Origin of the sequence: Cryobacterium sp. TMT1-2-2, assembly GCF_004403505.1 — a bacterium.
Taxonomy (GTDB): Bacteria; Actinomycetota; Actinomycetes; order Actinomycetales; family Microbacteriaceae; genus Cryobacterium; species Cryobacterium flavum.
Genome location: NZ_SOGS01000002.1, coordinates 398,992 through 411,146, shown reverse-complemented (window position 1 = coordinate 411,146; position 12,155 = coordinate 398,992). Strand labels below are relative to the sequence as shown.

Genomic DNA, 12,155 nt, shown 5'->3' with positions numbered 1-12,155 from the left:
GGAACGGAGAAACACGATGGATGCAACACCTAACCGTCGGACGCGGATTGCGCGGGGGGTGCTTTTTGTGCACTCCTCTCCGCGGGCCGTCTGCCCGCATGTCGAGTGGTCGGCTGGCCGTGCGCTCGGCGAGGCTGTCAACTTTGCCTGGTCAGAACAACCGGCTCTGCCGGGATCCCATCGTGCCGAATATTACTGGGAGGGATCCCCGGGTACCGGCGCGGCACTCGCATCCGCTCTGCGCGGGTGGGAGCAGTTGCGCTTTGAAGTCACCGAAGACGCCGGACCGGGTTCGGATGGCGGTCGCTGGCTGCACACGCCTGAGCTGGGAATCTTCTATGCACAGACCGACAGCGTAGGTAATGTTGTCGTGCCGGAAGATCGCATTCGATCGGCGATGGAGCGTGCCGGAGCCAACGCGATCGAATTGCACCGGGAGCTGCGCCTGGCCCTCGGGCAAACCTGGGACGACGAGCTTGAACCGTTCCGGCAGGCCAGCGATCTGAACGCCGTGGTGTGGCTGCACCAGGTCGGCTGATCAGACCGGTTCCCCAATGCGTGCGGTTCACCCGTGATGGCGTGGCCTGTCGACCGGTGACACTCCCGGTGGCAATCCCACGAAGTCGACGTCTGTTCCCGTGAACACGGCCCGATTCGGCGAATCGCCTTACAAAAATGACCCCGTCCGAATCCGGACGGGGTCATTCTCATCTGCAGTACTTAGACGGAACGGAACGCCACGACCGCGTTGTGCCCGCCGAACCCGAAGGAGTTGCTCAGCGCGAGCAGGTCTCCGGCAGGGAGCGCCCGCGGAGTGGTCACCACGTCGAGCGGAATTTCCGGGTCCTGCGACGTGAGGTTGATCGTTGGCGGTGCGGTGCGCTCGGCGAGAGCCTTCACCGTGAAGAACGCCTCGAGGGCACCGGCACCTCCGAGCAGGTGGCCGGTTGATGCCTTCGTGGCCGACACCGGGATACCGTCGAGCAGGTCACCGAACACTCGCTTGAGAGCGTTGTACTCGGCGATGTCTCCGACCGGGGTGCTCGTGGCGTGAGCGTTGATGTGGGATACCTCAGCGAGGGTCGCACCGGCATTTTGCACCGTCGACACCATGGCGCGGGCAGCCGCGGTTCCCTCAGGGTCAGGCGCGGTGACGTGGTACGCGTCGCTGTTGACGACGCCGCCGACGAGCTCAGCATAGATGTGCGCTCCACGTGCCTTGGCGTGCTCTTCGGTCTCGATGACGAGGGCGGCAGCGCCCTCGCCGAGAACGAAACCATCGCGGGTCACATCGTAGGGGCGGCTCGCGGTGGCCGGGTCGTCGTTGCGGGTCGACAGGGCGTGCATCGCCGCGAACGAGGCAATGGGCAGCGGGTGAATCGCGGCTTCGGAGCCGCCAGCAATGACGACATCGGCCAATCCGGCCTGCAGGCGGTTGTAGGCGTTGACCAGAGCTTCGGTGCTCGAGGCACAGGCGGAAACAACCGTGGTGATACCGGCACGGGCGTGCAGGTCCATGCCAATGGCCGCTCCCGGGCCGTTGGGCATGAGCATCGGCACGGTCATCGGCAGCACGCGGCGCGGGCCGCGTTCGCGCAGCGTGTCCCACGCGTCCAGCAGGGTCCACACGCCACCGATTCCGGTGGCCCAGTCCACGGCGAGGCGCTCAGGCTCGACCTCGGGAGTGCCGGCATCGGCCCAGGCTTCGCGCCCGGCGATCAACGCGAACTGGCTGGACGGGTCGAGGCGTTTGACCTCAAAGCGCTGCAGCACATCTGCGGTCTTCACGCGCGCCTGTGCGGCAAAAGTTACGGGAATCGCTGTTTCAGCGACCCAGGCCTGCTCGAGGGTGGTGGTGCCCGATTCGCCGGCCAGAAGGGCCGCCCAGGTGTCGACCGCCGTGCCGCCCAACGGCGTAGTGGCACCGATACCGGTGATAACGATTTTCTTGGTCATAAGTCAACTCTCCATGGAACGACAAACGTGTGGGCCGGCGCGTTCCAGCACCAGCCCAGTGAACAGGTCGGCCGTTTGCCGGCCGACCTGGTTCAGGCTTGGGTCTAGTCCTGGGCCTTCACGATGAACTCGACGGCGTCGCCGACGGTCTTGAGGTTCTTGACCTCTTCGTCGGGGATCTTCACGTCGAACTTCTCTTCTGCGTTGACGACAATGGTCATCATCGAGATGGAGTCGATGTCCAAGTCGTCGGTGAACGACTTGCCCAGTTCAACCGTGTCGATTGCGATTCCGGTCTCGTCGTTGATGAGCTCGGCCAGGCCGGTCAGAACTTCTTCGGTGGACAATGCCATGATATTTCTCCTTGAGGGGTGTCTCGGTTGACCGAGACCTAGTTTAGGGGGTGGGTAGGTTAGGGCAGCACAACGACTTGCGCACCGAACACGAGTCCGGCTCCGAAGCCGATCTGCAGTGCGAGTCCGCCGCTGAGCTCTGGGTGTTCCTCGAGCAGGCGGTGGGTGGCGAGAGGGATCGACGCCGAGGAGGTGTTACCGGTCGTGGCGACATCGCGGGCGATGACCACGGACTCCGGCAGTTTGAGCTGCTTGGCGAACTCATCGATGATGCGCATGTTGGCCTGGTGCGGAATGAACGCCGCCAGGTCGGCGCTCTCGATCCCGGCGACTTCGAGGGCCTTCTTAGCCACCTTCGCCATGTCCCAGACGGCCCAACGGAAGACAGTCTGTCCTTCCTGACGCAGGGTGGGCCAGTCGGCTTCGCCGCGACGGTACTCCTGCAGGGTGTGATTCATGGTGATCGCGTCTGCTTTGGAGCCGTCCGAACCCCACACTGTGGTAGAGATTCCGGGGTAGTCGCTCGGGCCGATGACGATGGCGCCGGCGCCGTCGCCGAGGAGGAAGGAGATGCTGCGGTCGGTCGGGTCGACGAGGTCTGAGAGCTTCTCTGCGCCGATGACGAGCGCGTAGTGCGCAGCCCCCGTGCGAATCAGGGCATCGGCCTGGGCTACGGCATAGGCGTAGCCGGCGCAGGCCGCGTTGATGTCGTAGGCGGCGGCCGGATTGGTGCCGACGCGGTCGGCCACGACAGCGGCGATCGATGGGGTCTGGCGGCTGTTGCTGATGGTGGCGACGATGACGGCGTCGATCAGGGCCGGGTCGATGCCGCTCTTCTGGATGGCCTCGCGGGCGGCATCCGTTGCGAGATCGACGGCGCTGATGTCCTGGCTGGCCCGGGCACGTGTGATGATTCCGGTGCGCTGCTGAATCCATTCGTCCGAGGAATCGATGGCTTCAACGAGGTCGTCGTTGGGTACGAGGTTTTCACCGCGGGCAGCGCCCACGGACAGAATGCGGGTGTACTGCGGTCCGTGGGACTGCTGGAGTGTGGGCTTTGGCATTGTCTCTTTCGTCACATTCTCTCGTGCTTCAGTACTGCTGGCACAGTTAGGACTGCTGGTCGATCATGGCCCAGGCGGCGGGCAGGTCGTCCGGGGTCTTGATGGCGACGCTGGGGACGCCTTTCAGGGCTCGTTTCGCGAGCCCCACGAGGGCGCTGGCGGGCGCCACCTCGATGATTCCGGTGACTCCCGCTTGAGCGAAAGCCTCCATGCACCTGTCCCACCGTACCGGCGACGACACCTGACCGACGAGCAGATCCACAAAATGAATGCCGTCGCTCACCTGGCTGCCGTCGCGGTTGGTCCAGATTGGGAGCGTCGGATCGGCGGGGCTGAGCGAGTCGGCGACCATGGTCATCCGTTCGACGGCTGGTTTCATATACCGGGTGTGGAATGCACCGGCGACCTGCAGCGGGATGACTCGGGCCCGGTGTGGGGGAGTCGCGGCGAGGTCCGCGAGGGCATTGAGGGCCCCGGCGACGACGATCTGCCCGCTCCCGTTGAAGTTGGCCGGTTCGAGACCCAGTTCGGCGACCCGCGCGAGCAGTTCGCTCTCATCGGCGCCGATCACGGCACTCATGCCGGTAGGCTCCAGCGCGGAAGCGGCCTGCATGGCGAGGCCCCGTTCGCGCACAAAACGCACGGCTTCAGCGTTCGTCAGGATGCCGGCGCCAGCGGCCGCGGTCAGCTCGCCGACCGAGTGCCCAGCGATACCGGCGATGCGGTCGCGGCGTCCATCGGTCAGCAGGGCTTCGAGGGTGAGGATGCCGGCAGCGACGATCAGAGGCTGGGCGATCGCCGTGTCGCGAATGGTGTCGGCGTCACTGACCGTGCCGTGGGCGACGAGGTCGAGCCCGACCTCGTCGGAAATTTGGCGGAGGCCCGCGTCGAAGGCGGGCAGAGCCAGCCAGGGTTCAAGGAATCCGGGAGTTTGGGAGCCCTGACCCGGGCAGACGACAACGATCACTTAGTTAGTCTTCCAATCTGGTGACGTAAATGAATGTGCAGATCGCACTAAGTATCCAGGAAAGCTTTGTCGACAGTAGTACATTCGCCGGTTTCCCCGGGCTGGATCAGCGGCGGCGGGTGGATCCGTCGTGGTCGCTGATCGAGCCGATGATCAGCGCGGACTGCAGAATGAGTGCCTCGCGGGCTCCCGTGGCGTCGTAGCCGATGACCTCGGACACGCGTTTCAGGCGATACCGAACGGTGTTCGGGTGCACGAAGAGTTCGCGAGCGGTCGCCTCCAGCGAGCGGCCATTGTCGAGATAGCACCAGAGCGTGGTGAGCAGCTCGGTGGAGTGGGCTTGCAGTGGCCGATAGATGCGATGGATGAGCGTGGCCCGGGCGAGCGGATCGCCAGCGAGGGCACGTTCGGGGAGCAGATCGTCGGCCTGCACCGGGCGAGGCGCATTGCGCCAAGAGCGAGCGACCGCGAAACCGGCCAGCGCGGCCTTCGCGCTTTTCGACGCGTCCACGAGGTTGGGTACCTCGTGGCCGAGCACCAGGTGGCCGGGGCCGAAGATCGGCTCGAGCTGCATGGCGATTTCCATGAAGGTGAGGGCAGCGGCCGTACCGACGTCCTCGCTGTCGACCGGCGCCGGACGGGCCCGACCGATCACGAGCACGAGGCGGTTGCCCTGAACTCCGATCAAAACGTCAGCAGCCATGTGCCGGGCGGCCCGTCGCAGCTGGTCGACGTCGAGCATTTGCGGCGTCGTGCCGACCAAAACGCAGACCTCGCCGTGGCCGTGCCAGCCGAGGGCCGCGATGCGACTGGGGAGTTCGTCGTCATATTCCCCGCTGAGAATAGAGTCGACGACGAGCGCTTCGAGTCGTGCGTCCCAGAGCCCGCGCGCCTCGGCGGCGCGAGCGTAGACATCCGCCGCCCCAAAAGCGATCTCCCGGGAGTAGAGCAGAATGGCCTCGCGCAGGGCCTCCCCGCCGTCCTTGACCCGTTCCTCGACGACTTCAACCGTCACGCGAATGAGCTGCAGCGTCTGCTGCAGGCTCACCGAGCGCAGCAGTTCGCGGGGGGCGGCGCCGAAGACGTCAGCGGCGATCCACGGCGTTGACCGGGGGTCGTCGAACCACGAGATGAAACTCGTGATTCCGGCCTGGGCCACCAGTCCAACGGCGGATCGCCGTCCTGGTGGCATATCGCCATACCAGGACAGCGTGTCCTCGAGCCGCTTGAGCGTCTGGGTCGACAGCTCACCGGAGATGGTGCGCAGCCAGTTGAGGGTCTGCTCTTTCGTCTTGGGCGCCGGTGCCACGGTTTTTTAGCTCTCGCCCCCGGCGGAGCCGGTGGTGCCCGCGCTCACATCGTGCAGGCGATACTTGGCAATCGCCTGGCCGGCGAGGCTCCGGTCAACTTCACCGCGACGGGCGAGCAGCTCCAAGGTGCGCACGACCATGGACGGACCGTCGATCTTGAAGAATCGACGTGCCGCCGGACGGGTGTCCGAGAAGCCGAAGCTGTCGGCGCCGAGCGTTGCAAAGTCGCTCGGAACGAACTGCCGAATCTGATCCGGAACGGCGTGCATGAAGTCGGACACGGCCACGAACGGACCGGCTGCTCCCTCGAGCTTCGCCGTGACATACGGAACGCGGGGCTCGTCGTCGGGGTTGAGGAAGTTGTGTTCCTCGGCGGCAAGACCATCGCGGCGAAGCTCGGTCCAGGACGTGACCGACCAAACATCGGCCGACACACCCCAGTCGTCGGCGAGCAGCTTTTGCGCCTCAAGCGCCCACGGCACGGCGACGCCGGAGGCCAGCAGCTGAGCCTTCGGACCACTCACAGCGGATGCGCTCACCCGGTGGATACCGTGCAGGATTCCGTCCACGTCAACATCGTCGGGCTCGGCCGGCTGAACGGCCGGCTCGTTGTAGACCGTGATGTAGTACATGACGTTCGGGTCGGTGTGGGTTCCGCCGTACATGCGATCGAGTCCGGCGCGCACGATGTGGCCAATCTCGTAACCGTACGCGGGGTCGTAGGAGACCACGGCCGGGTTGGTCGACGCCAGCAGCGGCGAGTGACCATCGGCGTGCTGCAGCCCCTCACCGGTCAGCGTGGTGCGACCGGCCGTGGCTCCAATGATGAACCCGCGGGTCATCATGTCGCCGGCCGCCCAGAGGGCGTCGCCGGTGCGCTGGAATCCGAACATGGAGTAGAAGACGTAGACCGGAATGAGCGGTTCACCCTGGGTGGCATACGAGGTACCCACGTTGGTGAACGCCGCGGCAGCCCCGGCTTCATTGATGCCCACGTGCAGAATCTGGCCCTGCGGACTCTCCTTATAGGAGAGCAGCTGGGCGTGGTCAACGGACGTGTAGTGCTGGCCGTTGGGGTTGTAGATCTTGGCGGTGGGGAAGAACGCGTCGATGCCGAAGGTGCGGGCCTCGTCGGGGATGATCGGAACGATACGGTTGCCGAAGTCCTTGGCCCGCACGAGCTCCTTGAGCAGCCGTACAAAGGACATCGTCGTGGCGATTTCCTGGGTTCCGGAACCCTTTTTGGCGACCTTGTACGTCTCGTCGCCAGGCAGATTGAGCGCGGTGTGCCGGGTGCGACGCTCCGGCAGGTAGCCGCCGAGCGCACGACGACGCTCGTGCATGTACTCGATCGCTTCGTCCTTGTCGCCGGGGGAGTAGTACGGCGGCAGGTACGGGTTTTCCTCGAGCTGAGCATCCGTGATCGGCACGTGCATGCTGTCACGGAAGGACTTGAGGTTGTCGAGGGTCATTTTCTTCATCTGGTGGGTCGCGTTGCGGCCCTCGAAGCTCGGGCCGAGGCCGTAGCCCTTGATCGTCTTTGCCAGAATGACGGTGGGCTGTCCCTTGTGCTCCGATGCGGCCTTGAACGCGGCGTAGACCTTGCGGTAGTCGTGGCCGCCGCGCTTGAGGTTCCAGACCTCGTCGTCGCTCAGGTGTTCGACCAGCTTGAGGGCGCGCGGGTCGCGGCCAAAGAAGTTCTCACGTACGTAGGCGCCGCTCTCGGCCTTGTAGGTCTGATAGTCGCCGTCGGGCGTGACGTTCATGAGGTTGATCAGGGCGCCGTCGACGTCGTTCTTGAGCAGGTTGTCCCACTCGCGGCCCCAGACCACCTTGATGACGTTCCAGCCGGCACCGCGGAAGAAGCTCTCCAGCTCCTGGATGATCTTGCCGTTACCGCGCACCGGGCCGTCGAGACGCTGCAGGTTGCAGTTGATCACGAAGTTGAGGTTGTCGAGGCCTTCGTTGGCTGCGACCTGCAGCTGGCCGCGGCTTTCCACCTCGTCCATTTCGCCGTCGCCGAGGAACGCCCAGACCTGCTGGTCGCTGGCGTCCTTGATGCCACGGTTGGTCACGTAGCGGTTGAGCTGCGCCTGGTAGATGGCGTTGATGGGGCCGAGCCCCATCGACACGGTCGGGAACTGCCAGAATTCCGGCATGAGGCGAGGGTGCGGGTAGGAGGAGATGCCGTCGGGAGCGTGCGACTTCTCCTGGCGAAACCCGTCGAGCTGGTTCTCGGTCAGGCGGCCCTCGAGGAAGGCACGAGCATAGGTGCCGGGGGAGGCGTGTCCCTGGATGAAGATCTGGTCGCCACCGCCCGGGTGATCCTGGCCGCGGAAGAAGTGGTTGAACCCGACTTCATAGAGGGCAGCGGATGACGCATAGGTCGCGATGTGCCCGCCGACAGCGATGCCGGGGCGCTGAGCGCGGTGCACCAGAACGGCAGCGTTCCAGCGAATCCAGGCGCGGTAGCGGCGCTCGATGTCTTCGTCACCGGGAAAGTCGGGTTCGTTCTCCGTGGCGATGGTGTTGATGTAGTCCGTCGTCGGCACCATGGGAACGCCGAGGTGCAGCTCTTTCGAACGCTTCAACAGGCTGAGCATGATCTCGCGTCCGCGTTCGTGACCGTGTTCGGCAACGAGCGAATCGAGGGATTGCGACCACTCGGCCGTCTCCTCCGGATCGGAGTCGGCGTTGTTCGTCGAGTACGGGTCCTGGTCGTTGACCGTCACAGTCGACCTCTCCTTGGGATTTATGCAGCGATGGTGCTTCGTGGGGGCATTCTTTCGCCACTACGAAGGCACGTGCCGTAAATGAGCAGGTTGGATTGCAACCAGCGGCACCACATAAGCCTACAGATTTTTACGCGTCGTCCGCAGACGGGGGTTCACCAGCCAAATTTTACGAGGACGGATCCACGCGGTCTGTGAATCCGCGCACATTGCGGGGCTAGAGTGTGTCACCGACCAATCCGTGCGCGCAGGCGCACCAGGAAAGGAGCATTTATGGCTCTCGAAAACGACACCCAGGCACCCGACTTCAAACTGATCAACCAGTTCGGCGAAAGCGTTCAGCTCAGCCAGTACCGGGGAACGAAGTCGGTCGCGCTCGTCTTCTTTCCGCTGGCCTTCTCCGGAATCTGCAGCGGTGAGCTGTGTGAGTTGCGCGACAACCTCGCTCTGTTCGACGATGGCGGCGTTGAACTGATTGGCATTTCGGTCGACTCCCGACACGCCCTGCGGGCCTTTGGTGAGCAGGAGAAATACACCTTTGACCTGGTTGCGGATTTCTGGCCGCACGGCGCCGTCGCGAAGGAATATGGCGTCTTTCTCGAGGAGAAGGGCTTCGCCAATCGCGCGACTTTTCTGATCGACCCGAGCGGCATCATCCGTTCCAGTTTCATCACCGCACCGGGCGAGGCGCGGTCGATCGAGTCGTATCGGGCCGCGCTCGAGCAGTTGGCACCGGTTCTCTGAACCCGTCGGGTCGCCAATCGCGCAGCGACTCTGACCTATACTGAGAACGCCCGCGACAAACGTCGTCGCCGGGGCCTTTAGCTCAGTTGGTAGAGCGCCACGTTTACACCGTGGATGTCATCGGTTCGAGCCCGGTAGGGCCCACAGAGATTTCTCCCACAGCTTGTGATCGTGAGGTCGAATGACACGCACGATGCACGTGCGTCCGGATTGGGTGCGTGCTCAGTGACTGATCGGCTGGCCTTCGGTGCCGCGGTGGAACAGCTGTCGCTCGCTCACGAGAGTCGCGCGAGCATCTGTGACCCTTTTCTTCAGGTGCTGCCGGTCAACGCCGCAGCCGTCTGCACGCTCGTGAATCCATTTGGACGCGAAACAGTCTGCGCGAGCAATTCGATGGCCGCGCTCTTTGATGAGCTGCAATCGGACCTGGGTGAAGGGCCATCCTGGGACGCGCTGCACACTCGGCGCCCCTTGCTCGTTAATAATTTTCAGACGTCCACGGGCGCGACCTGGCCGACACTAATGAAGGCCTCCAGGCACACCGGTGTGCATGCCGTCTACGCCTTTCCGCTGAGCTTGGGGTCGCTCGATATCGGTGCCGTTTCCCTGTTTTCGAACCATTCCGACGGGCTATCTCCCGCACAGATTCTCGATGCGCAAGTGCTCGTGCACATTGCTTCCGTGCAGGTTTTACGTGGTTCCCTCGCGTTGCAAACACTTAAAACGAATCTGGAAGATAATGAAGGATATTCGAGGCGTGTCGTTCATCAAGCGACCGGAATGGTTCTGGCCCAGCTCAATCTTTCCGCCGCTGACGCGCTTCTGATAATTCATGGACATGCTTTTGCTCATGGACGAACTGTTCGGGAAGTCGCCGCTGATGTAGTGACACGACAGCTGGATTTTTCGTCGATTCCCGAGTCTTAGAATGGAAATATGGTGACAAAAACCCGGGAAGGTCAACTCCTTGAGACCTTCGTTACCCTGGCCGACACACTCGTCGCCGATTACGACGTTGTCGACCTCTTGCACACGCTGGTGGAGAAATGTGTCGCACTATTAGAAGCCTCGGCGGCGGGCATCATCCTCTCAGCTGGCGACGGTGAACTCGAAGTCATGGCGTCGACCAACGAACGCAGCCGCTTGGTGGAAATTTTGCAGTTGCGTGCCGGAAGCGGCCCCTGCGTCGAAAGCTTCACGACCGGGCTGGCTGTGGCTATTCCGGACATCGACAACACCGGTGACAAATGGCCCAAGTTTCGGCAGGGAGCTCTAGCTCAGGGATTCGCGTCGATGCATGCCGTACCGCTGCGCCTGCGCGCGACGACGATCGGTTCGCTCAACCTCTTCTGGGATCGCACCGGCGGGCTGAGCACTGCAGACACCAACACGGTGCAGGCCCTCGCTGACGTCGCGACCATCGGCATCCTGCAGGAACGGGCTATTCGGGAGAGCGATATTGTTCGCCAGCAACTCCAGCATGCTCTCAGCAGTCGGGTGCTGATCGAGCAGGCCAAGGGTGTGGTGGCCTATACCCACGGGGTGCACATGGGCGATGCGTTTGACAAGATTCGCGGATATGCCCGCAACAACGGCCTTCCCCTCGCGGACGTCGCCGAGCGGATCGTGAATCGCGCACTCACGCTGTAACACTGCGGTCCAGTGCGTTTATGCGAGATAGCCGAGTTTCCATCGTCGTGGGGGTAGACCGGGCATATACTGCTAGAGCGACCCCGGACCCTGGAAGCACCTGAATTTTCCGTGGGCTTTCGAGGGGCGATCATGAAACGCATATTTCACCCGGGCGGTTCAGTAATAACCGGCAGCGATCTGGCTGATGCCGTACTCCTTTACGCCGAAGCACTGTGTAACCGCCGGCAGGTCGACGTCGTCGACATCCCGGTGATGGGAGATGACGGACACCTGTTGCGTGCCCAGTTCCTGATCGGTTCGGCCAGCCAGCTGGTCAGCGTGACGGCCGACAGTCCGTCGCCGGAGTTGGTTGAACCAGAGACCACCGATTTTCTGCACCGCAAAGCCCAAACCGGGGCCATGATTCCCGCTGCCTGGACCCGTGAGGAATCGGCCGTCGCCCAGTTCGACGACTTCGACTACTGACTTATCTTTCGCCGGACCGGAGCATTGGGTTGCACCGTGTCCGGCGAAGCCCCAGCGCCGGGCGCCCGGTAGGCTGAACGAGTGTCATTCTCGCTAGCCGACGTTATCCGCGTCGCCCATACCCTGTGGCCCCTGGGCGGTGCCGAGGCCTGGGACGCACCTGGCCTGGTCAGCGGAGATCCGAACCGGCCGATTCGCCGCATCCACTTGGCTGTCGATGCCGTCTCCGACACCGTCGATGAGGCCGTCGAGGCCGGCGCCGACCTGCTGCTGACGCATCATCCGTTGCTGCTGCGCGGTGTCACGAGCATTGCCGAAGACGGCTACAAGGGCGCCCTGCTCAGTCGCCTGATTCGCGCAGACTGCGCACTGCTCGCCGCGCACACCAACGCCGACGTCGTCGCTGACGGCGTGTCCGACGTGATCGCCACCCGGCTGGGACTGATCGACGCCCTACCCATCACCGACAGTGCCGCGCCCGGAACCGGCATCGGTCGCGTTGGACGCCTGGCCGAGCCGACAACCGTGGGGCACCTCGCGCACACCGTGCTGGCCCTGCTGCCGGCGACTGCGTCGGGCGTGCGCGTCGCGGGCGACTATTTGACACCGGTCACCACCGTCGCGTTGTGCGGCGGTGCAGGCGATTCATTGCTGCGCCATCCCAGAGTGCTGACAGCGGATGTCTACATCACCTCCGATCTGCGTCACCACCCCTCCTCCGAAGCGCGAGAGCAAGCGCTCTGCACGGGCGGCCCCGCGCTCATGGACGTGTCGCACTGGGCCAGTGAGTGGCTCTGGCTGGAACCGGCGGCCGAGCAGTTGCGAACAGCTCTTCCTGGGGTCGTAGTCACCGTCAGCGAACTGAACACCGATCCGTGGTCCTTCGCCGTCGTGCACTAACTAGTGCACTA

The 12,155-nt window shown here is 63.8% G+C and carries 12 protein-coding genes and 1 tRNA gene; 7 read left to right on the top strand and 6 right to left on the bottom strand.

Annotation, left to right across the window (positions count from 1 at the left end):
• Positions 1–16 precede the first annotated feature (16 nt).
• A complete protein-coding gene (locus E3T35_RS02075) occupies positions 17–538 on the top strand; it encodes a DUF3145 domain-containing protein (protein ID WP_092342239.1) in 522 nt (173 codons plus the stop codon).
• Positions 539–720: 182 nt separating this feature from the next.
• On the opposite strand, the gene E3T35_RS02070 is transcribed toward E3T35_RS02075, so the two are convergent.
• The 6 genes from E3T35_RS02070 to aceE form a co-directional block, all read right to left on the bottom strand.
• Positions 721–1,956, bottom strand: a complete 1,236-nt coding sequence (locus E3T35_RS02070; protein WP_134346890.1) for a beta-ketoacyl synthase — start codon at positions 1,954–1,956, stop codon at positions 721–723.
• 104 nt (positions 1,957–2,060) lie between these two features.
• Positions 2,061–2,309 carry an acyl carrier protein gene (locus E3T35_RS02065; RefSeq protein WP_134377731.1) on the bottom strand — a complete coding sequence of 83 codons (249 nt, stop codon included), beginning with the start codon at positions 2,307–2,309 and terminating at the stop codon, positions 2,061–2,063.
• A gap of 59 nt (positions 2,310–2,368) precedes the next feature.
• Positions 2,369–3,373 carry a beta-ketoacyl-ACP synthase III gene (locus E3T35_RS02060; protein ID WP_134377730.1) on the bottom strand — a complete coding sequence of 335 codons (1,005 nt, stop codon included), beginning with the start codon at positions 3,371–3,373 and terminating at the stop codon, positions 2,369–2,371.
• 46 nt (positions 3,374–3,419) lie between these two features.
• Complete coding sequence (locus tag E3T35_RS02055) at positions 3,420–4,340, bottom strand: ACP S-malonyltransferase (RefSeq protein WP_134377729.1); 921 nt, start codon at positions 4,338–4,340, stop codon at positions 3,420–3,422.
• Positions 4,341–4,446: 106 nt separating this feature from the next.
• Positions 4,447–5,649 carry a CdaR family transcriptional regulator gene (locus E3T35_RS02050; protein ID WP_134346893.1) on the bottom strand — a complete coding sequence of 401 codons (1,203 nt, stop codon included), beginning with the start codon at positions 5,647–5,649 and terminating at the stop codon, positions 4,447–4,449.
• 6 nt (positions 5,650–5,655) lie between these two features.
• Positions 5,656–8,382: a pyruvate dehydrogenase (acetyl-transferring), homodimeric type gene (gene aceE, locus E3T35_RS02045; RefSeq protein WP_134346894.1), complete on the bottom strand. Its 2,727-nt coding sequence runs from the start codon at positions 8,380–8,382 to the stop codon at positions 5,656–5,658.
• A gap of 273 nt (positions 8,383–8,655) precedes the next feature.
• Between aceE and E3T35_RS02040 the strand changes: the two genes are divergently transcribed.
• The 6 genes from E3T35_RS02040 to E3T35_RS02015 all read left to right on the top strand — a co-directional run bounded on the left by E3T35_RS02040 (position 8,656) and on the right by E3T35_RS02015 (position 12,144).
• Complete coding sequence (locus tag E3T35_RS02040) at positions 8,656–9,126, top strand: peroxiredoxin (RefSeq protein WP_092342228.1); 471 nt, start codon at positions 8,656–8,658, stop codon at positions 9,124–9,126.
• Positions 9,127–9,197: 71 nt separating this feature from the next.
• Positions 9,198–9,270, top strand: a tRNA-Val gene (locus tag E3T35_RS02035).
• An 81-nt stretch (positions 9,271–9,351) separates the two neighbouring features.
• Positions 9,352–10,053 (top strand): GAF and ANTAR domain-containing protein, encoded by a 702-nt coding sequence (locus tag E3T35_RS02030; protein ID WP_134377728.1) that lies wholly within the window; start codon positions 9,352–9,354, stop codon positions 10,051–10,053.
• Between the two features lie 9 nt (positions 10,054–10,062).
• On the top strand, positions 10,063–10,776 hold the full coding sequence (locus E3T35_RS02025) for a GAF and ANTAR domain-containing protein (RefSeq protein WP_174774985.1): 714 nt from the start codon (positions 10,063–10,065) through the stop codon (positions 10,774–10,776).
• Positions 10,777–10,908: 132 nt separating this feature from the next.
• Positions 10,909–11,244, top strand: coding sequence for a hypothetical protein (locus E3T35_RS02020; RefSeq protein WP_092342224.1), 336 nt, complete (start codon positions 10,909–10,911; stop codon positions 11,242–11,244).
• A gap of 81 nt (positions 11,245–11,325) precedes the next feature.
• Complete coding sequence (locus E3T35_RS02015) at positions 11,326–12,144, top strand: Nif3-like dinuclear metal center hexameric protein (protein WP_134346896.1); 819 nt, start codon at positions 11,326–11,328, stop codon at positions 12,142–12,144.
• The last annotated feature ends 11 nt before the right edge of the window (positions 12,145–12,155 follow it).

Bases quoted from the DNA above. Each gene is read 5' to 3' on its own strand.
- E3T35_RS02075 (WP_092342239.1), top strand. From the start codon at position 17: ATGGATGCAACACCTAACCGTCGGACGCGGATTGCGCGGGGGGTGCTT.
- E3T35_RS02070 (WP_134346890.1), bottom strand. From the start codon at position 1,956: ATGACCAAGAAAATCGTTATCACCGGTATCGGTGCCACTACGCCGTTG.
- E3T35_RS02065 (WP_134377731.1), bottom strand. From the start codon at position 2,309: ATGGCATTGTCCACCGAAGAAGTTCTGACCGGCCTGGCCGAGCTCATC.
- E3T35_RS02060 (WP_134377730.1), bottom strand. From the start codon at position 3,373: ATGCCAAAGCCCACACTCCAGCAGTCCCACGGACCGCAGTACACCCGC.
- E3T35_RS02040 (WP_092342228.1), top strand. From the start codon at position 8,656: ATGGCTCTCGAAAACGACACCCAGGCACCCGACTTCAAACTGATCAAC.
- E3T35_RS02025 (WP_174774985.1), top strand. From the start codon at position 10,063: ATGGTGACAAAAACCCGGGAAGGTCAACTCCTTGAGACCTTCGTTACC.
- E3T35_RS02020 (WP_092342224.1), top strand. From the start codon at position 10,909: ATGAAACGCATATTTCACCCGGGCGGTTCAGTAATAACCGGCAGCGAT.